The organism is Novosphingobium sp. KACC 22771, from assembly GCF_028736195.1.
GTDB lineage: Bacteria > Pseudomonadota > Alphaproteobacteria > Sphingomonadales > Sphingomonadaceae > Novosphingobium.
Genome location: NZ_CP117881.1, coordinates 3,408,637 through 3,429,035, shown reverse-complemented (window position 1 = coordinate 3,429,035; position 20,399 = coordinate 3,408,637). Strand labels below are relative to the sequence as shown.

The window sequence follows — 20,399 nt, the reverse complement described above, 5'->3', positions numbered from 1 at the left end:
AGGATCAAGCCGATGAACGAGATGACCACGCTCTCCTATCAGCAGCATGCCTATTCGGCGGCGGCGCAAAAGTCGCTCTCGCGAAAGCCCGCCTTGTTCATCAATGGCGAATGGGTGGCCTCCAGCCACGGCGAACTGATCGACGTCGAGGACCCCTCCTCGGGCAAGGTGGTCAGCCAGATCGTGGACGCCAGCGTGGCCGACACCGACCGCGCCGTGGCCGCCGCGCGCGCGGCCTTTGACGATGGTCGCTGGAGCGGTCTGCCGCCCATCGCGCGCGAAAAGATCATGCTGCGTCTGGCCGATCTGATCGAGGCCCATGCCGAGGAATTTGCCGAGCTGGAAGCCATCGACAACGGCAAGCCCAAGACCATGGCGGGCGCCATCGACGTGCCCGGCGCCGTCAGCCACATCCGCTATATGGCCGGTTTTGCCGCCAAGGTGGGTGGTGAGACGACCCCGCCCTATACGCTGCCGACCGGCGCGTTCTTCACCTATACGGTCAAGGAGCCGGTGGGCGTCTGCGCCCAGATCGTGCCGTGGAATTTCCCGCTGCTGATGGCCTGTTTGAAGATCGGTCCGGCGCTGGCGGCGGGCTGCACGATCATTTTGAAGCCTGCGGAGCAGACCAGCCTGACGGCGCTGCGGCTGGCCGATCTGATTGCGGAGAGCGGCATTCCGGCGGGCGTGGTCAATGTGATCACCGGCTATGGCCATGTCTCGGGCGACCGTCTGGTCAAGCATCCCGATGTGGACAAGGTGGCCTTCACCGGCTCGACCGAAATCGGCAAGCTGATCAACAAGAACGCCACCGATACTCTCAAGCATGTCACGCTGGAACTGGGCGGGAAATCGCCGGTGGTGGTAATGCCCGACGTGGATGTGGCCGAGGCGGCGCCGGGGGCGGCGGGCGCGATCTTCTTCAATTCGGGGCAGGTTTGCGTGGCGGGCTCGCGGCTTTACGCGCACCGTTCGGTGTTTGATCAGGTGGTTGAAGGCATTGCCAATACCGCGCCTTTCTGGGCCCCGCGCCCTTCGCTGGACCCGGCTGCGCATATGGGGCCGCTGGTGTCGCAGGAGCAGTTCGACCGCGTGATGGGATACATCGAGGCGGGCAAGCGCGATGGCGCCAGTGTGGCCATGGGCGGCGATGCGCCCAGCGCCGATGGTTACTATGTGAACCCCACCATGCTGGTGAACGTCAACCCGCAAATGAGCGTGGTGCGCGAGGAAATCTTCGGGCCTGTCGTCGTGGCCCAGCGTTTTGATGACCTCGACGAGGTGGTCAAGGAAGCCAACAACACCCAGTTTGGCCTGGCCGCCAGCGTGTGGACCAAGGACGCCTCGACGCTGCATCGGCTGGCCAGCAAGATCAAGGCCGGGACCGTCTGGGCCAATTGCCACGCGATGATCGACGTGGCGCTGCCCTTTGGCGGATACAAGGAGAGCGGTGTCGGCCGTGAGCAGGGCCGGGCGGGGATCGAGGCTTATCTGGAAACGAAGTCGGTGATTATGAAGTTGTGATTTAAGGGGTTTTGCCTCCGGCGGGCAAAGGGCGGGGGCCCTTTGCAATCCCGTTCATGGGGTTGTGTTGGGTCTGCCGGGGGGCGTGATGCCGATTGTTTGTAAAGCCTGCGGCGTGGGGGAGTAGCGCTGATTGACGCCGCAGGCTTTAAATTTGAAACGCTGCGTCCGACACTTTTGGCCGAACCCATGGCGCAACAAAGACAGAAACGGGAGCGCGAGGGACGAGGCCCTCGCATCTTTCCCCTAAAACCTTGGAAAACCCATGCCCATCGACCTTTCCAAAATCCGCGCCATCGATGTGCATGTCCACGCCGAGGTATCGTGCCACGACCCGGAAGACCCGGTGATGGGCCAGTTTTTCGACGCCGCCAGCGCCTATTTCAAGGCCCCGCGTGAGCGGCCCAAGATGCCCGAAATCGTCGAGCTTTACCGCGAGGCGCAGATTGCCTTCTGCCTGTTCACCGTGGATTGCGAGAGCCACATTGGGGCCAAGCGGGTTTCCAATTTCGAGATCGCCGAATTTGCGGCGAAACATGATGACATCTGCATCCCCTTTGCCAGCATCGACCCGCACAAGGGCCGCATGGGCGCGCGCGAGGCCCGCGATCTGGTCGAGAATTGCGGGGTCAAGGGCTTTAAATTCCACCACATCATGCAGGGCTGCGCGCCTGCCGATCAGATGGCCTATCCCATTTACGAGATCATCAACCATTACAAACTGCCCGCGATTTTCCACACCGGCCATTCGGGCATGGGCACGGGTATGCGCGGCGGCGGTGGCGTGCGGCTGAAATATGGTCAGCCGATGCTGGTGGATGATGTGGCGGTCGATTTCCCCGACATGAAGATCATTCTGGCCCATCCGTCATGGCCATGGGTGGATGAGAGCCTGTCGATGGCGCTGCATAAAACCAATGTTTACATCGATCTGTCGGGCTGGAGCCCCAAATATTTCGCGCCCCAGATCATCCAGTACGCCAACACGCAACTGCGCAAGAAGATGCTGTTCGGCAGCGATTTTCCGCTGATCCACCCGGACAAGTGGTTGGATGCGGCGCGCGGCGTGGGTTTCCGCGAGGAGGTTCTGCCCGGCATCATGAAGGATAATGCGGCGCGGCTTTTGGGCTTGGTCTGAAGGGCCTGACCTGACGGCACGACGCCGGAGAAGGAGAGAGCGATGGCGTTGAAATATTACCATGCCGAACCGGCGGCCAATTCCCTGAAATCCATGATCCCGCTGATCGAAAAGGGGCTGGACTGGGAAAGTGTCTATGTCGATCTGCACAAGTTCGAGCAGCATCAGCCGTGGTTCACCGCGATCAACCCCGAGGGGCAGGTGCCGGTGCTCGACCATGACGGGGCGATCATCACCCACACTACGGTCATCAACGAATATCTCGAAGATGTCTTTCCCGATGATCAGCCCGAGGGCGGCCCGCTGCGCCCGCGCGATCCGGTGGGCGCGGCGCGGATGCGTTATTGGAACAAGTTCGTTGACGAGCATGTGATGAATTTCGTTTCAATGCATGGCTGGCACCGGATGGTGGGCATCATCGCCCGCAACATCGAATCGGGCGAATTTGAAAAGCTGCTGGCCAGCATTCCCCTGCCCGATCAGCGCAAGAAATGGGCCACCGCACGCAGCGGGTTCTCCGAAACCGATCTGGCCAATGCCACCGCGAAAATCGAATATGCGGTGGACAAGGTGGAGCGCCAGTTGGGCGAAACGGCGTGGCTGGCGGGTGATGCCTATACGCTGGCCGACATCAATTTTTACAGCCATTGCGGGATGATGGTCGAGCGCATGTTCCCCGAAATGGAGATTGCGCGGCGTTGCCCTCGTTTGGTGGAATGGCGCGACCGGATGACGGCGCGCCCGGCGGTGGCGCGCGCGCTGGCGGGCGAGGACCGCACCGCGCCCGGCCTGCGCACATGGACGGGCCACGCAAGATAAACGCCTGAATGCTGCGCGGCGAAACCTGCGCGATTCAGGTTTGCGGATTGTAGAATTTCGTTTGTGTAGCTTACAAAATTTGCTATGCCAAAGGGGCAAGAGCAAACATACCTTTGAGGAGAGAGGAACCACCATGGCCGCTCAAAATCTGGAACAGGTGCTGGCTGGCACCGACAATATCGTTGAAATGCTGCGCAACTCGCAGCTTGGCGCCTATGTCTATCCGGTCGTGGCGCCCGAATTTTCCAACTGGCGCTCTGAACAGTGGGCATGGCAGCATTCGGCTGTTCTGTTCGACCAGTCGCACCACATGGTGAACCTCTATATCCGTGGCAAGGACGCGCATAAGCTGCTGTCCGACACGATGATCAACAGCTCGAAAGGCTGGACCGTCAACAAGGCGAAGCAGTACGTTCCGACTACGCCCTATGGCCATGTGATCGGCGACGGCATCATCTTCTGGGAAGAAGAGCAGAGCTTTACCTATGTCGGCCGCGCGCCCGCCTCGAACTGGCTGCGCTATCACGCGGCAACCGGCGGCTATGACGTCGAAATCGAGCTGGACGACCGTTCGCCGATGCGCCCGATGGGCAAGCCCGTGACCCGCAAGGAATGGCGCTTCCAGATCCAGGGCCCCAACGCATGGGCCGTGATCGAAAAGCTGCATGGCGGTCCGCTCGAACAGCTCAAGTTCTTTAACATGTCGACGATGAATATCGCCGGCAAGACCGTGCGCACGCTGCGCCACGGCATGTCGGGCGCGCCGGGCCTTGAAATCTGGGGCCCCTATGCCGAGCAGGAAGAAATCCGCGCCGCCATCCTCGAAGCGGGCAAGGAATTCGGCCTGATCGCTTGCGGCAGCCGCGCCTATCCGTCGAACACGCTGGAATCGGGCTGGATCCCCTCGCCGCTGCCCGCGATCTACACCGGCGAAAAGATGAAGGGTTTCCGCGAATGGCTGGGCGCCGATTCGTATGAAGCCACCGGCTCGATCGGCGGTTCTTTCGTCTCGGACAACATCGAAGACTATTACCTCAACCCGTGGGAACTGGGCTATGGCTCGTTCGTGAAGTTCGACCACGAATTCCACGGCCGCGAAGCTCTGGAAAAGCTGAACCCTGCCGAGCAGCGCAAGAAGGTGACGCTGGCCTGGCATCCGGAAGACATGGCCAAGATCATGGCCTCGATGTTCAACCCGGACGGCGAAGCCTACAAGTTCTTCGACGTGCCGCTGGCCAACTATGCCTCGTCGAACTACGACCGCGTGGTCGATGCCGACGGCAAGACCGTGGGCCTCTCGATGTTCACCGGCTTCTCGTACAATGAAAAGCAGGCGCTCAGCCTCGCCACCATCGACCCCGCCATCCCTGTCGGCACCGAGCTGCACGTGATCTGGGGCGAGGAAAACGGCGGCACCCGCAAGACCACGGTCGAACCCCATAAGCAGTTGGCGGTGCGTTGCATCGTCTCGCCGGTGCCGTACAGCCGCGTGGCGCGTGAAGCCTATGCTGAAGGCTGGCGCACGGGGGCCTAAGGCAGGTAGGGTTGCCTCCGGCGGGCAAAGGGACTTGGTCCCTTTGCAATCCCATTATGGGGTTGCGGGTTGTTCGTCGGGGGTGTCCGTTTGCGATACTTTTAAAAGCCTGCGGCGCGGCGAGATTGCGCCATGAGCGCCGCAGGCTTTAATTTTGAAACGCTGCGTCTGTTGCGTCTTGGTCGAACCCATAGCGCAACAAAGACAGTAATGGGAGCGCGAGGGTCTAGACCCTCGCATCTATCCTTTTATAAAAAATCAGAGAGGCACCCCAAGATGACCGACTATGTTCTGGTGCATGGCGCATGGGCTGGCGGTTGGTCGCATCAGGGGCTGGCGACGGATTTGCGCGCGGCGGGCCACCGGGCGGTGGTGGTGGAGCTGAGCGGGCTTGGCGAGCGGCGCGAGGAACTGCACCCCGGCATCACGCTGTCCGATCACATCGACGATGTTTGCACGGCGGTAGAGCAGGCCGGTTTCGACCGTTTTGTGCTGGTGGGCCATTCCTATGGCGGCATGGTGATTACCGGCACGGCCACGCGACTGGGCGGGCGGATCGACACGATTGCCTATCTCGATGCTTTTCTGCCCGAGGATGGCCAATCGCTGTGGGACATCACCAGCGAGTATGAACATCGCCATTATATCGACACGCAGAAATTTACCCCCGGCCTTGTCGCGCCGATCATCGGCGAGATGGGGCGCAAGCTCTCGCGCCATCCGCTGCTGACGCTGCTGGAAGGCGTGCGCTTCACCGGCGAGGAGGCCAAGATCGCGCGGCGCATCTATGTGCTGGCCACCGGCTGGAAGCCTTCGCCTTTCCCGAAATTCGCTGCGCGGATCAAGGACGATGCCGCATGGGAATATCACGAGGCCGATTGCGGCCATGACGTGATGAACGGCCAACGAGAGCAGGTGGTCAAGATCCTGCGACAGGCTTAACCCCGCGCGTTTTCTTCCTCGCTCCACCAGCGCAGATCCTGCGCCAGCCCGCTGTCGGCAACGATCCGTTCCAGCGCGTCGGCCAGTCTTTCGGTCGTTGCCTGCGTGGGGATCTTGCGAAACCAGCAGCGCAGGAAGGGCCTGGACGGTTCGATAAAGCACAGGACGCCATCGGGATATTCGGGATAAAATCCGCAACCGATCCACAATGGAAAAGCCTCATGGTGGATCTGGATCCGCCAGCCCCAGTCCTCGGCATGGACCTCTTCGACCTCGAACCCATGCGCGGGCAATCGCTCGGCCAGAAAGCGAGCGGTGGCTTCACCTTGCGGCTCACCCTCGGGCGGATTGGCCAGCAGAGTAGACGAGCGGAATTCAAGGTTGGTGCGCATCGGGCAAAAGGTGATGCAATCGCCTGCCTGCGTCCAGCCTAATCGCCAAAGAAATTTAGTTCAAACAAGACCTCATTCGGATCGCGCACAAAGATCTGGCGTAGGCCGATGGCGACGACGAAATTGCGCTGATAATCCAGCCCCGCCGCCTCCAGCCGCGCGATCATTGCCTCATGGCCCTGACAACTCAACGCCACGTGATGCAGCGCTCCGGTTGGCCCCGGCGCAATATTGCGGTCATAGGCGCGCGGGGCGTCCAGACTGTTGAGGTGGATCACCGCGCGCCCTGCGTCATCAAACATCCACTGCCCGGTCTGCGGAGTGAGGGGAGGCGGGCCATCGCGCCGCTCCAGCCCGAAAATCTGCGCGTAAAATCGGGCGGATCCTTCCATATCCGCCGTGATGATGTTCACATGGTCGAGCGCCAGAATCACGTCGCTCTCCTCGCTGCCTCGCGCGCTTCCCTGTATCGCTCGCGCCGGAATTTCTCGAAGCCGAGGCGTTGACCAAAGCCCGGATCCTCCGGATAGTCGCGGAAATCGGCCAGATATTCCTCGAACAATTCGGCCACTTCCTCGCGGAATTCGGGGTGGCTGAAGATATAGGTCCGGTTTTCCTCCATGCCCTGTATCACCCGCTCGGCGATCACATCGGGCTCCATCCCGGCCTGATGCGCGCCGGCCAGCCTCTCGATGGCGGCATGGTCGACCGGCTTGGCCCCCTCCATCAATCCGGCAGGGCGCACATCGTCGCTGGCATAGATATAGCTTTTCACCAGACCCGGACACAGGATCGATACGCCGATGCCGTGCTTGGCCATACTGTAGCGCAAGGATTCCGACATGCCGCGCACCGCGAATTTGGTGGTGTTGTAAATGCCCGGTGCGCCTGCCGCCAGCCATCCGGCCATGCTGGCGGTGTTGACGATATAGCCGCCATGGCCCGCCGCAATCATGCGCGGCACGAAAGTCATCACGCCATTGATGACGCCATGCAGGTTCACCCCCATCACCCAATCCCAGTCGGACCAGCTGGAATCCTCGATGGTCTGAAACAGGTTGATGCCTGCATTGTTGAACAGCAGCGAGACGGGGCCAAAGCGCGCTTCCACCTCATCGGCCGCCGCCGCCATGGCCTCGCGGCTTGAGACATCCACCTGAACGCCCATCACCTCGGCATTGTCCAGCGTTGCCAATGCGGATGCGATGGATTCCTCACGAATATCGGCGATGGCCACCCGGCACCCGCGCGCCAGCAGCGCGCGCACCAGACCCAGCCCGACGCCATTCGCCCCGCCGGTAACAAAGGCGGTGCGTCCTGCAAAATCAATCATCGCGTCAATCCTCTCGCCCACGCAATTTTTCTTGTGCCCATGCCGATTGGGGCTTGCCAAGCGGCCCGCTATGCTTTGTATCTAACACATACAAAACACGCGCTGTAAAGATCCGGCGCGAAATCGCCCCTCGCCAATCGGGGGCAGGCACGGGAGAGGTGCATATGGCAGTATCGATGAGCGGCCCGGATATGGCCGCCGAACTCAATCATGGCGTGGATGCAGGCGAGGCTGCGGCGCATCATTTGGCCGTTGCCGCGCGCGACGAACCATGGCCCAGCGCCGGGGCGGCGTGGTTCGCGCTCTCGGTGATCATCTTTGCCACGTTTCTCAACTTCTTCGACTCGGCCGCCTTCGGCCTGCTGATCGAACAGATCAAGGCCGAGTTCGGCCTGTCGAACACCGCGATCGGCCTGCTGCAGGGGCCGGTCAATGTCGTGTTCTATATGGTGGTGATGCTGCCGCTGTCGCGCTGTTCGGACATTTTTCCGCGCAAATATGTGCTGGCCGTCGGCGCTTTGCTGATCGCGCTGCTCAATGCGGCGGGCGGGTTTACCAGCACCTTCATGGCTCTGGCCTTTACCCGGATGCTGGTGGGCGCGGGGGGCGGGGCCCATGCGCCGGGGTCTTATTCCATGCTGGCCGATTTCTTTCCGCCCGAAAAGCGGCGCTGGCCGTTTGCCGTGCTGCAACTGGGCTTTATCGGGGGCAGCACGATCGGTCTCGTCATTGCGGGCAAGCTGCTCGCGCTGGCGATGAGCCTGCCCGAAACGCCCTTCATGGGGACCACGCTGCATGGCTGGAAATATGTGCTGCTGATGCTGGCGCTGCCGGGCGTGGTGGCCTGCGTGCTGCTGCTGATGGTGCCCGAGCCGCCGCGCCGGGGCGTCATCGAGGGGGGCAAGCCGCTGCCGATCCGCGCGGTCATGTCGGAAATCTGGCGCCGCCGCGCGGTCTATGGCCCGCTGTTTCTGGGGCTGGGTTTTTCCGCGGCCCATGCAATGGCCGCGCCCGCATGGATGGTGCCTTTCTACAAGCGCACCTATGGCTGGAGCGAGGTGGAGATCGCCACCCGTGCGCCGATGTTCATGCTGGCGGGTCAGATTGCCGGGCTGCTGCTGGGGCCGATGCTGATCAAACTGTTGGCGCGGCGCTATCGCGATGCCAATGTGCGTGCGGTCACGATCTGTTTTTGCGGGGTGGCGCCGCTGGCCATTCTGGGGCCGATGATGCCCAATCCTTGGTTGGCGCTGACCTGCTCGATGCTGTCGGGCATGCTGGGCATTGCCTCGGCCGTGCCGCAAAATCTGGTCATTCAGGAAATTACCCCCAACCAGATGCGCGGGCAGGTGACGGGTCTTTATCTGATGATGTTCACTGCCGTCGGCGCTCTCGGCCCCTTCCTGATCGGCTTTTTCACCGACCATGTGTTCGGCCATGATGGCGATGTGTGGAAAGCGCTGGCGCTCTCGGGGGCCTTGCTCAGCCCGCCTGCGGCCTACATCATCAGCCGCGCGATCCGGCCCTATGCCGACGCTCTGGCTTTGCTCGACAAGGAAACGCAATGACTTATCCTGAACTCTCCATGGTGATCGGCGGCGAGAAGGTGGGTATCGCCCATCGCCGCACCCATGCCGTGCTGAACCCGGCCACGGGCGCGGTGATCGGGCAATTGCCGCTGGCCGATGCGGCCGATCTCGACCGCGCGCTGGCCGTGGCGGATGAGGGCTTTCGCCTCTGGCGCAAATCCACCGCCCAGCAGCGCGCCGCCGTGCTGGCGGGCGCGGCCGCCCTGTTGGTCCAGCGTCAGGAGGAGATCGCCCGCACCGCCACTTTGGAGCAGGGCAAGACTTTGGCCGAAACCCGCATCGAGGTGATGATGGTGGCGGGCCTGTTCAATTTCTATGCCGGAGAGGTCGGGCGGATCTATGGCCGCACCCTGCCGCGCCCGGATGGCATGCGCTCGACCGTCACCTATGAGCCGGTGGGGCCGGTGGCGGCCTTTGCGCCGTGGAATTTCCCCATCGGCAATCCGGGGCGCAAGCTGGGCGCGCCGATTGCTGCGGGGTGCAGCGTGATCCTGAAACCGGCCGAGGAATCGCCTGCCAGCGCGCTGGCCGTGCTTCAGGCTTTGCTCGATGCGGGCCTGCCGCCGCAAGTGGCGCAGGTGGTGTTCGGCGTGCCGGACGAGGTCAGCCGCCATCTGCTGGCCAGCCCGGTGATCCGCAAACTCTCCTTCACCGGCTCGACCGTGGTGGGCAAGCATCTGGCCAAGCTGGCGGCGGACAATTGCATCCGCACGACGATGGAGCTGGGCGGGCATGGGCCGGTGCTGGTCTTTGCGGACGCGGATATTGAGCGCACGCTCGATATCGCCGTGGGCCATAAATACCGCAACGCCGGGCAGGTCTGTGTCAGTCCGACTCGCTTCCTTGTCGAGGAAAGCGTGTTCGAGCGTTTCCGCGATGGCTTTGCTCAGCGCGCCAAGGCGGTCACCGTGGGCGATGGGCTGGACGAGGGCAATCGCATGGGCCCGATGGCCAACCCGCGCCGCCCGGAGGCCATTGAGGCGCTGGTGAAAGACGCGGTGGCGGCGGGCGCGAAATTGAACGCGGGCGGCAAGCGGATCGGCAATCAAGGCTTCTTCTTTGAACCCACCGTGATTTCCGAAGTGCCTTTGACGGCACGCATCATGAATGAGGAGCCGTTTGGCCCCGTCGCCATCATCAACCCGATGGCCGGCGAAGAGGCCATGATCGCGGAGGCCAACCGGCTGCCTTATGGTCTGGCCGCCTATTGCTGGACCCAGGATGCCGCGCGGCAAAAGCGTCTGGCGCGTGAATTGGAGGCCGGGATGGTGGGCATCAACACCGTGGCCATCGGCGCGGCGGATTCGCCCTTTGGCGGCGTCAAATGGTCGGGCCACGGCGCCGAGGATGGGCCGGAGGGCCTCCACGCCTGTCTTGTCACCAAGGCGATCCACGAAGGATAATTGCCCTTTGTCATGGCCCAGCAACAGTTGAGCAAAACAGGCAAGCTAAGCGGCATGGCCCATCGCCATGCTGCCCCCGCAACGGGAGGAGGCCGCGATGGCCTCCCCCCGATTGCGAGATCCTGTCATGAAGCTTCTGTTTGCTCTGCCTCTGTTGATGATGGCCCCAATGGCCCATGCCGCCGAGGAGGACACCCAGACATGGGCGGCCGTGCATGGCATGGTCGGGCTTGGCGGGCGGGCGGTAGTCAATTTCGACTATCAGGCGCGCATCACCGACGAGCACAGCCGCGCGGGGCAAATCCTGCTGCGTCAGGCCATCGGCTATCGCATCAACCCCAAGACCAGCGTGTTTGGCGGCTATGCCTATGTGCGCACCGACAATCTGGGGGCCAAGGTGCTGGACGAACATCGCCTGTTTCAACAGGCCAATTTCAGCATTTTGGACGCGGGCAAGAGCGGCGCAATCACGGGCCGCACCCGTCTGGAGCAGCGCTTTGTCGAAGGTTCGGGCGAGGTTGGCTGGCGGATGCGGCAGCAGGTGCGAGGCGCCCTTCCCATCGGCAAGGGCTTTGCGCTGGTGGGCACGGCCGAGCCGTTCTTTGCCTTCAACAAGACCACTTGGGGCCAGAAAGCGGGCTTCGACCAATTGCGTCTGTTTGGCGGGATCGCCGTGCCCGTGGCGCGCGGTTTTGCCATCGAGACCGGATATATGGGCCAATATATTGCGCGCGACGCAAAGGCCGACCGGATGAATCATATTATCAGCCTGGCCATCACCATCAACCGATAAGGGGCGCCGGGCTGTCGGGAAAGAGGAGCAGCCCACAATGAGCGATCAACCCCATCTCCACCCCCTGAACACCGGCGGCGAGCGCGGATACCTGCGCATCGCCACCGAGGAAGCCTTTGCCACCCGCGAGCAGGTGGACATCTTTTTGCGCATGATCCGCGACGGTACGGCGGACAAGGGCATGGTCAGCCTCTGGGGCTTTTACGCGCAAAGCCCTTCGCCGCGCGCGACCCAGATCATGGAGCGCCTGCTCGATCTGGGCGAGCGGCGGATTGCCGATATGGACGCGACCGGGATCGACGTGGCGATCCTCGCACTGACGAGCCCCGGCGTACAGCCGATCCTTGATGTGGAGGAGGCCAAGGGCGTGGCGCGGCGGGCCAATGAACTGCTGGCTGATGCCTGTGCGAAATATCCCACGCGCTTTGTCGGCATGACGGCGGTGGCGCCGCAGGACCCGGAATGGTCCGCCGACGAGATCCGTCGCGGCGCGCGCGAATGGGGCTTCAAAGGGTGCCAGATCAACAGCCACACGCAGGGCCATTATCTGGACGAGCCGCAATTCGATCCGATCTTCCGCGCGCTGGTGGAGGTGGATCAGCCGCTCTATATCCACCCCGCCACCTTGCCCGACAGCATGATCGGGCCGGTGCTGGAGGCGGGGCTGGACGGCGCGGTCTTTGGCTTTGGCGTGGAAACGGGGATGCATCTTTTGCGTCTCATCACGACCGGCATTTTCGACCGCTATCCCACGTTGCAAATCATGGTGGGCCATATGGGCGAGGCGCTGCCTTACTGGCTCTATCGCCTCGATTATATGCACCAGGCGGGTGTGCGCTCGCAGCGTTATGAACGGTTGAAGCCGCTTAAAAAGACCATTGCGGAATATATGCGTTCCAACGTGCTGATCACCAATTCGGGCATGGCCTGGGAACCGGCGATCAAGTTTGCCCAGGAGGTGATGGGCGAGGATCGCGTGATGTATGCGATGGATTATCCCTATCAATACGAAGCGCGAGAAGTGGTCGATATGGACAATATGGCCATGAATTTTGCCGTAAAGCGCAAGTTCTTTGAGGATAACGCGCGCCGCTGGTTCAAACTCTAAGCGTCGGGGCCTTGCGTTGGGCGCAAGGCACCGCCACTGATGGGGCAGGCGGGCAGATCAAGGGGCAAGCGCGGCGGCATGGCAAAAGGCAAGGAAACGCTGGTAATAACCACCCCGCCGGGGGAGGATGCCGACGATATTGGTGAAATCCGCGATATTGTAGGTTTCCACCTGCGCCTTGCCCATGGCGCGGTCTATCGCCACTTTACCGAGACTTTTGCCGAGCTGGACCTGACGCAGAAGCAGGTCTCGGTGCTGTGGCTGGTCGATGACCATCCGGGCATCGCGCAAACCGGCCTTGCCCAGCGCATGCGGATGGACCGGGCCACCACCATGGCCATCGTCAACCGGCTGGAAGCACGCGACCTGTTGCAGCGCGGCAAGTCGGACACGGACGGGCGCAAGCAGACGCTGAACCTGACCGAGGCGGGCAAGGCGATGCTGGCCACCGCGAAAGAGGCGATCCGCGCGCATGAGGAATGGTTGAAGTCGCGATACACCCCGCGCGAAGTGGCGGTGTTGATCGAGTTGCTGACGCGGTTGCATGAGTGAAGGGTTTTAAGGGAGTTTAGAATGCGAGGGACTCGTCCCTCGCGCTCCCATTAATGTCTGCGTTGAGCTAGGGGTTCGTCGTTAGGAATCGGACGCGGCGTTGGGAAATTAAAGCCTGCGGCGCGGATAGGGATGAGCTAGCCGCGCCGCAGGCTTTCAAATATAGGGGGAACCGCATCGCGGCCCACCAACCACCACCCCATTAACGGGATTGCAAAGGGACGAGTCCCTTTGCCCGCCGGAGGCAAAAAGAGGAAAACCTCACCCCTCCACCATCACCCCAAACCCGGCCACCCGCTCCGCCGCCATCAAGGCCTGCGCCCCGGCCAGAGCCGCCCGAGGCGCAATATCGGCCAGCGCATAACGCCCCGCCGCCGCCAACTGGCGCGAGAGCGGATCACCAGCCTCCGCCGCGATCAGCCGGGCCGCGATCCAGCCGGTGGCCACCACGCCCGCCAGCGTGAGGAAGGGCGTTGCGCTAGCCTCGGCGGTGGCGGGATCGGCCTCGATTAATGCCTGAGCCGTGGCGGTGAAGGTGGCCAGCGCTTCGTTGAAACCGGCGTGGTCGATGCGGGCGGCATCCTCGCGCGCGGCTTGCAAAAACGCATGGTATCCTGCCGCTCCGGGCGCGCGCAGGCGGCGCAGGGTGATGTCCTGCGCCTGCATGCCGGTGGTGCCTTCAAACACCGTCAGCACCCGCGCATCGCGCAACCCCTGCTCGACCGGCCATTCGCGCGTATAGCCCGCGCCGCCCAGCACCTGAATGGCATCCGAGGCCACGCCAAAGCCCGTTTCACCGCCCAGTGTTTTGACGATGGGCAAGAGCCACCCGGCCAGTGCTTCATTATGCGCCCGCACCGCCGCATCATCGGTAAAGCGCGCCAGATCGGCGGCATTGGCGGTGGCAAAGATCAGCCCGCGCAGAGGCTCGACCCGCGCCGAGAGCGAGAGCAATTGGGCGCGCACATCGGCATGGGTGTTGATCGTCACGGGCTGCGGCCCATTGCCGCCCTGTCGCCGCTCGGCGGCATAGCCATAGGCGATTTCGGCGGCGCGGCTGGCCACGGCAAGGCCCATCACCCCGGTGGCCAGGCGCATGTTGGTGATCATCACGAAGAGCTGCGGCAGCCCGCGCCCCATTTCGCCCAGCAGATAGGCGGGCGCCCCTTCAAAGCCCATGACGCAGGTGGGCGAGGCGTGGAGGCCCAGCTTTTCCTCGATTCGGCGCACCACAATCGGCGCGCGCACGCCATGTTCGACCGAGGGGACGAGGAACAGGCTGATCGGGTCTTTGGGGCTGGGGGCTTGCCCCTCGGGTGCGGTTTTGGCCAGCAGGAGGTGGGCAATCGCCCCGGTCAGATCCTGATCGCCAAAGCTGATCCAGCACTTCTCGCCGGTGATCCGCCATGAGCCATCGGCCTGCTTTTCGCCCCGCGTGCGAAGGCGGCGCACATCGCTGCCCGCATCGGGTTCGGAAATGCAGATGGTCGCGCCAATCGTCCCGTCGATCAGGCCCGGCAACCATGCCTCGCGCACGGCATCATCGGCAAAGGCGTGGATCAGCCGCGCCCCCGCCCGGCTGGGCACCGGCATCATGCCAAAGGCGGGACAGTGGCGGTCCATCATTTCCTGCACCGCATTGCCCAGCGCAGTGGGCAGGCCCATGCCGCCGATCTCGGGCGAAGCATCCAGCATCAGCCAGCCGCCTTCGCAAAATTCCGACCATGCGGCCTTGTGTTCGGGCACGGTGATGACGCGGCCATCGACAAGGCGGCATCCCGTCACATCGGCCGCCGCATTCAGGGGCGCCAGACGCTCCTGCGCAAAGCGGCCCGCCGAACCGAGGATCTCGGCGATCATGTCCTCGCTGGCTTGGGCACAGGATTCGCTGGTGGCCAAAAGCGCATTCCAGCCGGGGCTGATGGCCAGATGGCGTGCGATGGTGGCGGTGATATCCATGCGGTCCTCTCGTCTAATTCTGTTATCATGCATAACATTAATGGTGCGGGCTGCCAATTGCCACCATGGTCTAAAAATCGCACATGGAGCGGAATTTTGTTGCGCGCCCCCTTGCCATCGGCCCGCGCGGGCTTCACGAAAGATTGTTATGAACGATCCATTGGCAAATCTTCCCGGCTATGTGCTGCGCCGGGCCTCCTCGGCGGCGCTGGCCGGGCTCAATCGGCGCCTTTCCGCGCTGTCGCTGCGCCATGTCGATGCCAGCCTGCTGATGCTGCTCAACGGTCAGCCGGGCATTACCCAGAGCGAGGCGGGGCGCGTTCTGGATATTCAGCGCGCCAATATGGTTCCCATCGTCGGGCGGTTGGAGGCGCGGGGCCTGATCGACCGCCAGCGGGTCGATGGCCGATCGCAGGGGCTTTACCTGAGCGCCGAGGGCGAGGCTTTGCACACGCAGGTCATGGGCGTGATTGACGGCTATGAGCAGACCTTGATGGAAGGTGTGCCCGCCCCCTTGCGCAAACAGGCGATGGCGGTTCTGCATGCCTTCTGGCAATCGGCAGAAGCCGCCATCGAGAGCGATTAAACGTTACACCGCAATCCACTGGGCCATCGCGGCGATGCAGTCGCGGCCCAATTGCGCGCTGCGCTCCGGGCTCCACCCCTGATCGGGGCAGGGCAGGTCATTGTGGTCCTTGAAGGGCATTTCCAGGGTCATCGCCACCGCGCCATAGCGCTCGGCAATCTGGTTGGTGGCCATGGTCAGATTGGCCCGGCCCGCAGGCGCGATGGGGTAGCCCGCCTTGGTCTGGAAATCGGGCGTCTGCGCGTCCAGAATCGCCAGATAGCGGTGATAGGAGGCCAGTTGCGCCTCGGTGATGCCGGGGATGCCTTCGAAACCGGCGATAAAGACATGCGGGATCGCCTCGTCGCCATGCACATCCATGCACAGCGCCACGCCGGTTTCATCCATCGCATTGCGGATGGCCAGAACTTCGGGGGCGCGGTCGGGCTGGGGATCGTGCCATTCGCGGTTGAGGTTCACGCCCGCCGCATTGGTGCGCAAATGGCCCCGGCGCGATCCATCGGGATTGGCGTTGGGCACGACATGGATGGTCGCCCTTTCCCGCAGCAGCCGCCCGTGCGGATTGGCCGGGTCGGTCAGGGCATCCAGCGCCCCTTCCATCCACCACTGCGCCATGCTCTCGCCCGGATGCTGGCGCGCTTGCAGCCAGATTTGGGCCGGGCCATGGCCCATGGTCAGGCAGTCAATGGGCTGGCCATCAAGGCTTTGCCCAAGGCGGCGATAGATCACGCCCGGTTCCGCCGCCATCAGCGCGATCAGATCGTGGTGGCGCTCCATCGAATAGGGCGCGAAATAGGCGAACCAGCATACCTCGCTCTCGGGCGTATAGGTGATGGTCAGCGTGCCGTTTTCGGTCTGCGGGTCCCATGCGGTATCGGCGCGGGCCCAATAGTCGCGGTCCTCCGAAACGCAGGCGCGATAGCCTTCCCACCCGCCCGGATAGGCCGCCGCGTTGAGGCCCGTGATGCGCAGCACCAGCTCGCGCCCCGCCGCGCCGGAAACGCGGAAATGGAACCATTGGAAAAAGTCGCTGTGCGCATCACGGCGGATGGCCAGTGTGGCCGTGGCGCCATGAATGGAGCGCACCTCGATATTGCCCGAATCAAAGGCGGAATCGATGTGGATGGCAAATTCGGTCATGGATCTACTCTGAATAAGGCGGATCAGGGAACGCGGATGGTTTCGCCCGATTGGCCGGGAAAGCCGGTGAACAGCGCCTGCGCCAGCTTGGGCGCGGCCAGTTGGGTCTGGGCCAGCGGCGATGCGGCCGACACGGTAAAGCTGGCGCGGCCCTCCCACAGGGTCTTGCCATCGGCGCGCGTGCGGATCATCGCGATCAGGTCTGTCGCCGTCTGCTGGCCCGATCCGGCGCCGATGGGAAAGGAAATGCCCACGCCTGCGCCGCTGCCGTAATTGCTGCCCGATGCGCCGATGCTGACGCCCACTGGGCTGCGGCCTTGGGTCAAGGCGGTGCGGACGAGGCGGATCGCGGCGATCTGGTCGGCGCTGTCGGGCGGGGCGGGCGTATAGCCCAGCGCAGACAATTCGCGCTCGACCGCAATCTGATAGGATTGCCATTCGAGGCTGGCGCCATCCATGCCGGGGCCGGGCACCACCGCAATCGTGCCATGGCCCAGCGGCGAGGCATCGGCGACATGGAAACGCGAAACCTCAACCGGGCCAACCGGGACCGCGCAGGCGGAAAGCAGCATCAGCGGCGCGAGAAGGAAAGAGAAGCGCATCATGGGGTCGGTGGTGGCCCCATGCGCGCGATCATGCAAGAGGCGAATCAGCGTGACGCCAGCGAGGAGGAGGGGAAGCGCTCGAACAGCGCGCCGGCCAGACGCACCGAGACGGCATCGTCGCTGGCCGCCTTGGTGCCCTCGCGCGTGGCGATGCGGGCGCGGGCCTCATACAAGGCCTTGCCCGAGGCGCGGTCGCGGATGCGGATTTCCATATTGGTCATCACCAGCGCGCCGCGCGGCTTGGTGGCGTCATAGGCAAGGGAGAGGCCCATCATTGATCCGCGATTGGAGACGCCCATCGTGGCGCTGCCCGAAATCGGATTGCGCTTTTCCTCGGCGGGTTCGAGCTGATCGCGCACCACGGTGATCTCGACGATCTGGCCGCCTTCGCCCTCGGGGCCAGTCGTGTCATAGCCCGCCTTGGCCAGTTGATCGACAACGGCGGCCTCGAACGTGGCCTGTTCGCGGTCGGATGCCGTGGTGCCGGGCATGGTGCGTAAGGTGATGCGCCCATGGCCCAGCATGGGAATGGCGCCATCGGCCAGAAACCTCTCGGCATCCACGCGGCCTTCACGGTCGTCGCGCGGGGCCGAATAGCGGCCGGAACCGCCAAATCCGCCGCCAAATCCGCCGCCGTAACCTCCCCATCCGCCCCAGCCGGGTTGGGCATGGGCGGGCGCGGACAGGGCAAGAGCGGCAAGCAAGGCAGCGCCAAGGCGGGCGGCGGGAATGGTTCCATAAATGGTCGGCTTCATGGCGGTATGCGACTTTCTGTGCAGCAATGGCTTGGTAACGACGGCCCCTTCGGCCACAGGCTAGGCGGCGATAGCTTGCCCGATGATGAACCCGGCGGCCGAAAGATTTGCGAAATTGTCGCAGGACTGCGATGAAAATGGCGCAGAATTTCATCCCATGTCCAATAGATCATGCTAGAGACGACACCCATGACAGATGCAACGATCGCAAAGCTTCCCGTCCTTGTCACCGGCGGGGCGGGTTATATTGGCAGCCATGCCGTGCTGGCGTTGAAGGACGCAGGGTGGAAAGTGGCGGTGGTGGACAATCTGGTCACCGGTTTCCGCTTTGCCGTGCCCGATGGCGTCGCCTTTTATCAGGGCGATATTGAGGACGGCGAATTGATCGCGCGAATCATCGCCGAACAGGGGATCGGCGCGATCATGCATTTCGCCGGATCGGTGGTTGTGCCCGAATCGGTGGAAAACCCTCTGAAATATTATCACAACAACACCGCCAAGAGCCGCGCCCTGATTGATGCGGCGGTCAAAGGCGGGGTCAAGCATTTCATCTTCAGCTCAACCGCGGCCACCTATGGCATTCCCGAGGTTTCGCCGGTTGAGGAGGATACGCCCAAGGCGCCGATCAACCCCTATGGCATGTCCAAGCTGATGACCGAGATCATGCTCAAGGATGTGGCGGCGGCCCATCCGATGAACTATTGCGCGCTGCGCTATTTCAACGTGGCCGGGGCGGACCCGGACGCGCGCACCGGGCAATCGACGGCGGGCGCGACTCATCTGATCAAGGTGGCGGTCGAGGCGGCGCTGGGCAAGCGCGAGAACGTGGGCGTGTTCGGCACCGATTTCGCAACGCCCGACGGCACGGGCGTGCGCGACTATATCCACGTTTCCGATCTGGCCGATGCGCATGTGCTGGCGCTTGAGGCGCTGATTGCCCAGCCGCAGCGCTCGCTGACGATGAATGCCGGTTATGGGCGCGGCTTCTCGGTGCTTGACGTGCTGGACGCGGTCGACCGGGCGACCAACCGCACCATCAAGCGCGTGATGCAGCCGCGCCGCGCGGGCGATCCCGATTCGCTGATTTCGAACAATGCGCGCATCAAGGCCACCGTGCCCTGGGTGCCGCGCTATGCCGATCTCGACGTGATTGTCAGCCATGCTCTCGCGTGGGAGCGCAAGCTGACGGAAATTCGCGGCGAAGGTTGACTTTGCCACACGCGCAGCCTATCGGCGCGGTTCAATTTTCGGCCCGGTCGGTTCGGGCAAAGGGATTTGTCATGAAGATTCGCAACAGCCTCAAGTCGCTGAAGGACCGTCACCGGGATAACCGCGTGATCCGCCGTCGCGGCCGCACCTATGTCATCAACAAGACCCAAAAGCGTTTCAAGGCTCGTCAGGGCTGATTGATACGCGGTTGGCATTGGGTTCCTTTGGGTTCCCTGCCTGCCACGGGTAAGCTTGCAAGCCCGCCACCGCTCCGCGCGATGGCGGGCTTGCTGCGTCCGGGGATGATGAACCGCGCCGAATCAGGGCGAATCGGAGAAGATGATGAGCGACAAGCAACCCCATGTGGTGGTGTTCGATATCGGTCGGGTGCTGGTCCAATGGCGAATCGCGGGCCTGTATGAAAAGCTGATCCCTGACGCGGACCGGCTCGAATGGTTCCTGCGCGAGGTGGTCAGCGAGGCGTGGCACGCCCAGCATGACGCGGGCAAACCCTTTGCCGAGATGATCGAGGAACTGGCGCAGACCTATCCCGACGAACGCGAGCTGATCGAACTCTATGCGCCGCGCTGGCTGGAATGCGTGCCCGGACCCATCGAGGGGACGCATGACATCGTGCGGGCGCTGGATGCGCGGGGGGTGCCGCTCTATTCGATCACGAATTTTGGCGTGGACGCATGGGCGATGTTCCGGCCTACCTTTCCGGTGCTCGACCATTTCCGCGACATTGTGGTGTCGGGCCATGAGCGGATGATCAAGCCCGATGCGGCGATCTTTGACCTTGCCGCGCAGCGTTTCGGCCATGCGCCGGGCGAGATGCTGTTCATCGACGACAATGCCGACAATATCGCCGCCGCGCGGGCGCTGGGCTGGCATGTGCATCATTTCGTCGACGGGGCCGAGGCGTTGGAGGCGGATTTGAAGGCGCGGGGTTTGTTGTAAGGGGCGGCAAGGAAGTTTGCCTCCGGCGGGCAAAGGGCGGGGGCCCTTTGCAATCCCG

At 63.1% G+C, this 20,399-nt stretch carries 21 protein-coding genes; 14 read left to right on the top strand and 7 right to left on the bottom strand.

All coding sequences use genetic code 11. From position 1 onward, the window contains the following. Nucleotides 1-12 precede the first annotated feature (12 nt). The 5 genes from PQ467_RS15695 (at nt 13) to PQ467_RS15675 (ending at nt 5,957) form a co-directional block, all read left to right on the top strand. Entirely contained in the window at nt 13-1,524 is a 1,512-nt protein-coding gene (locus PQ467_RS15695; protein WP_274174301.1) for an aldehyde dehydrogenase family protein, read from the top strand. A 265-nt stretch (nt 1,525-1,789) separates the two neighbouring features. Beyond that, on the top strand, nt 1,790-2,662 hold the full coding sequence (locus PQ467_RS15690) for an amidohydrolase family protein (protein ID WP_274174300.1): 873 nt from the start codon (nt 1,790-1,792) through the stop codon (nt 2,660-2,662). Between the two features lie 42 nt (nt 2,663-2,704). Beyond that, complete coding sequence (locus PQ467_RS15685; RefSeq protein WP_274174299.1) at nt 2,705-3,481, top strand: glutathione S-transferase family protein; 777 nt, start codon at nt 2,705-2,707, stop codon at nt 3,479-3,481. A gap of 133 nt (nt 3,482-3,614) precedes the next feature. Next, nucleotides 3,615-5,015 carry a vanillate/3-O-methylgallate O-demethylase gene (gene ligM / locus PQ467_RS15680; protein WP_274174298.1) on the top strand — a complete coding sequence of 467 codons (1,401 nt, stop codon included), beginning with the start codon at nt 3,615-3,617 and terminating at the stop codon, nt 5,013-5,015. Nucleotides 5,016-5,291: 276 nt separating this feature from the next. Continuing rightward, nucleotides 5,292-5,957 (top strand): alpha/beta fold hydrolase, encoded by a 666-nt coding sequence (locus PQ467_RS15675; protein WP_274174297.1) that lies wholly within the window; start codon nt 5,292-5,294, stop codon nt 5,955-5,957. Here PQ467_RS15675 and PQ467_RS15670 read toward each other — a convergent pair. Genes PQ467_RS15670 through PQ467_RS15660 form a run of 3 tightly spaced genes read right to left on the bottom strand, consistent with a single transcriptional unit; the run spans nt 5,954 to nt 7,682 of the window. Then, nucleotides 5,954-6,349, bottom strand: coding sequence for a hypothetical protein (locus tag PQ467_RS15670; RefSeq protein ID WP_274174296.1), 396 nt, complete (start codon nt 6,347-6,349; stop codon nt 5,954-5,956). The two genes, PQ467_RS15675 and PQ467_RS15670, sit on opposite strands and share 4 nt — an antisense overlap. A 38-nt stretch (nt 6,350-6,387) precedes the next feature. Next, the gene (locus PQ467_RS15665) at nt 6,388-6,783 is read right to left on the bottom strand and encodes a VOC family protein (RefSeq protein ID WP_274174295.1); all 396 of its coding nucleotides are present in this window, start codon (nt 6,781-6,783) and stop codon (nt 6,388-6,390) included. Then, on the bottom strand, nt 6,780-7,682 hold the full coding sequence (locus PQ467_RS15660; RefSeq protein ID WP_274174294.1) for an SDR family NAD(P)-dependent oxidoreductase: 903 nt from the start codon (nt 7,680-7,682) through the stop codon (nt 6,780-6,782). Before PQ467_RS15660 ends, PQ467_RS15665 begins: the two co-directional genes overlap by 4 nt. Nucleotides 7,683-7,846: 164 nt before the next feature. Here PQ467_RS15660 and PQ467_RS15655 point away from each other — a divergent pair, with 164 nt between their 5' ends. The 5 genes from PQ467_RS15655 to PQ467_RS15635 all read left to right on the top strand — a co-directional run bounded on the left by PQ467_RS15655 (nt 7,847) and on the right by PQ467_RS15635 (nt 13,127). Beyond that, nucleotides 7,847-9,250: an MFS transporter gene (locus tag PQ467_RS15655; protein WP_274174293.1), complete on the top strand. Its 1,404-nt coding sequence runs from the start codon at nt 7,847-7,849 to the stop codon at nt 9,248-9,250. Then, complete coding sequence (locus tag PQ467_RS15650) at nt 9,247-10,674, top strand: NAD-dependent succinate-semialdehyde dehydrogenase (protein ID WP_274174292.1); 1,428 nt, start codon at nt 9,247-9,249, stop codon at nt 10,672-10,674. Before PQ467_RS15655 ends, PQ467_RS15650 begins: the two co-directional genes overlap by 4 nt. A gap of 127 nt (nt 10,675-10,801) precedes the next feature. Beyond that, complete coding sequence (locus PQ467_RS15645) at nt 10,802-11,467, top strand: DUF2490 domain-containing protein (protein WP_274174291.1); 666 nt, start codon at nt 10,802-10,804, stop codon at nt 11,465-11,467. A 37-nt stretch (nt 11,468-11,504) separates the two neighbouring features. Then, nucleotides 11,505-12,575, top strand: coding sequence for an amidohydrolase family protein (locus PQ467_RS15640; protein ID WP_274174290.1), 1,071 nt, complete (start codon nt 11,505-11,507; stop codon nt 12,573-12,575). Nucleotides 12,576-12,653: 78 nt separating this feature from the next. Then, nucleotides 12,654-13,127: a MarR family winged helix-turn-helix transcriptional regulator gene (locus tag PQ467_RS15635; protein WP_274174289.1), complete on the top strand. Its 474-nt coding sequence runs from the start codon at nt 12,654-12,656 to the stop codon at nt 13,125-13,127. 261 nt (nt 13,128-13,388) lie between these two features. Here the strand turns inward: PQ467_RS15635 and PQ467_RS15630 are convergent, their stop codons facing one another. After that, nucleotides 13,389-15,086, bottom strand: coding sequence for an acyl-CoA dehydrogenase (locus tag PQ467_RS15630; RefSeq protein ID WP_274174288.1), 1,698 nt, complete (start codon nt 15,084-15,086; stop codon nt 13,389-13,391). 148 nt (nt 15,087-15,234) lie between these two features. Here PQ467_RS15630 and PQ467_RS15625 point away from each other — a divergent pair, with 148 nt between their 5' ends. Continuing rightward, the gene (locus tag PQ467_RS15625; protein WP_274174287.1) at nt 15,235-15,672 is read left to right on the top strand and encodes a MarR family winged helix-turn-helix transcriptional regulator; all 438 of its coding nucleotides are present in this window, start codon (nt 15,235-15,237) and stop codon (nt 15,670-15,672) included. 3 nt (nt 15,673-15,675) lie between these two features. On the opposite strand, the gene PQ467_RS15620 is transcribed toward PQ467_RS15625, so the two are convergent. From PQ467_RS15620 to PQ467_RS15610, 3 genes are read right to left on the bottom strand one after another with little or no spacing between them, the layout of a single operon-like run. Next, nucleotides 15,676-16,812 carry a M14 family metallopeptidase gene (locus PQ467_RS15620; protein ID WP_274174286.1) on the bottom strand — a complete coding sequence of 379 codons (1,137 nt, stop codon included), beginning with the start codon at nt 16,810-16,812 and terminating at the stop codon, nt 15,676-15,678. A 23-nt stretch (nt 16,813-16,835) separates the two neighbouring features. Next, a complete protein-coding gene (locus PQ467_RS15615) occupies nt 16,836-17,417 on the bottom strand; it encodes a DUF4136 domain-containing protein (RefSeq protein ID WP_274174285.1) in 582 nt (193 codons plus the stop codon). A 44-nt stretch (nt 17,418-17,461) separates the two neighbouring features. Beyond that, complete coding sequence (locus PQ467_RS15610; protein WP_274174284.1) at nt 17,462-18,172, bottom strand: hypothetical protein; 711 nt, start codon at nt 18,170-18,172, stop codon at nt 17,462-17,464. Nucleotides 18,173-18,361: 189 nt separating this feature from the next. Here PQ467_RS15610 and galE point away from each other — a divergent pair, with 189 nt between their 5' ends. From galE to PQ467_RS15595, 3 genes are all read left to right on the top strand, one after another. Continuing rightward, nucleotides 18,362-19,381: a UDP-glucose 4-epimerase GalE gene (gene galE, locus PQ467_RS15605; RefSeq protein ID WP_274174283.1), complete on the top strand. Its 1,020-nt coding sequence runs from the start codon at nt 18,362-18,364 to the stop codon at nt 19,379-19,381. A gap of 71 nt (nt 19,382-19,452) precedes the next feature. After that, a complete protein-coding gene (gene ykgO / locus PQ467_RS15600; RefSeq protein WP_054122357.1) occupies nt 19,453-19,578 on the top strand; it encodes a type B 50S ribosomal protein L36 in 126 nt (41 codons plus the stop codon). 145 nt (nt 19,579-19,723) lie between these two features. Then, complete coding sequence (locus tag PQ467_RS15595) at nt 19,724-20,341, top strand: HAD family hydrolase (protein ID WP_274174282.1); 618 nt, start codon at nt 19,724-19,726, stop codon at nt 20,339-20,341. The last annotated feature ends 58 nt before the right edge of the window (nt 20,342-20,399 follow it).

Bases quoted from the DNA above. Each gene is read 5' to 3' on its own strand.
- PQ467_RS15695 (WP_274174301.1), top strand. From the start codon at position 13: ATGAACGAGATGACCACGCTCTCCTATCAGCAGCATGCCTATTCGGCG.
- PQ467_RS15690 (WP_274174300.1), top strand. From the start codon at position 1,790: ATGCCCATCGACCTTTCCAAAATCCGCGCCATCGATGTGCATGTCCAC.
- PQ467_RS15685 (WP_274174299.1), top strand. From the start codon at position 2,705: ATGGCGTTGAAATATTACCATGCCGAACCGGCGGCCAATTCCCTGAAA.
- ligM (WP_274174298.1), top strand. From the start codon at position 3,615: ATGGCCGCTCAAAATCTGGAACAGGTGCTGGCTGGCACCGACAATATC.
- PQ467_RS15675 (WP_274174297.1), top strand. From the start codon at position 5,292: ATGACCGACTATGTTCTGGTGCATGGCGCATGGGCTGGCGGTTGGTCG.
- PQ467_RS15670 (WP_274174296.1), bottom strand. From the start codon at position 6,349: ATGCGCACCAACCTTGAATTCCGCTCGTCTACTCTGCTGGCCAATCCG.
- PQ467_RS15660 (WP_274174294.1), bottom strand. From the start codon at position 7,682: ATGATTGATTTTGCAGGACGCACCGCCTTTGTTACCGGCGGGGCGAAT.
- PQ467_RS15655 (WP_274174293.1), top strand. From the start codon at position 7,847: ATGGCAGTATCGATGAGCGGCCCGGATATGGCCGCCGAACTCAATCAT.
- PQ467_RS15650 (WP_274174292.1), top strand. From the start codon at position 9,247: ATGACTTATCCTGAACTCTCCATGGTGATCGGCGGCGAGAAGGTGGGT.
- PQ467_RS15645 (WP_274174291.1), top strand. From the start codon at position 10,802: ATGAAGCTTCTGTTTGCTCTGCCTCTGTTGATGATGGCCCCAATGGCC.
- PQ467_RS15640 (WP_274174290.1), top strand. From the start codon at position 11,505: ATGAGCGATCAACCCCATCTCCACCCCCTGAACACCGGCGGCGAGCGC.
- PQ467_RS15635 (WP_274174289.1), top strand. From the start codon at position 12,654: ATGGCAAAAGGCAAGGAAACGCTGGTAATAACCACCCCGCCGGGGGAG.
- PQ467_RS15630 (WP_274174288.1), bottom strand. From the start codon at position 15,086: ATGGATATCACCGCCACCATCGCACGCCATCTGGCCATCAGCCCCGGC.
- PQ467_RS15625 (WP_274174287.1), top strand. From the start codon at position 15,235: ATGAACGATCCATTGGCAAATCTTCCCGGCTATGTGCTGCGCCGGGCC.
- PQ467_RS15620 (WP_274174286.1), bottom strand. From the start codon at position 16,812: ATGACCGAATTTGCCATCCACATCGATTCCGCCTTTGATTCGGGCAAT.
- PQ467_RS15615 (WP_274174285.1), bottom strand. From the start codon at position 17,417: ATGATGCGCTTCTCTTTCCTTCTCGCGCCGCTGATGCTGCTTTCCGCC.
- PQ467_RS15610 (WP_274174284.1), bottom strand. From the start codon at position 18,172: ATGAAGCCGACCATTTATGGAACCATTCCCGCCGCCCGCCTTGGCGCT.
- galE (WP_274174283.1), top strand. From the start codon at position 18,362: ATGACAGATGCAACGATCGCAAAGCTTCCCGTCCTTGTCACCGGCGGG.
- ykgO (WP_054122357.1), top strand. From the start codon at position 19,453: ATGAAGATTCGCAACAGCCTCAAGTCGCTGAAGGACCGTCACCGGGAT.
- PQ467_RS15595 (WP_274174282.1), top strand. From the start codon at position 19,724: ATGAGCGACAAGCAACCCCATGTGGTGGTGTTCGATATCGGTCGGGTG.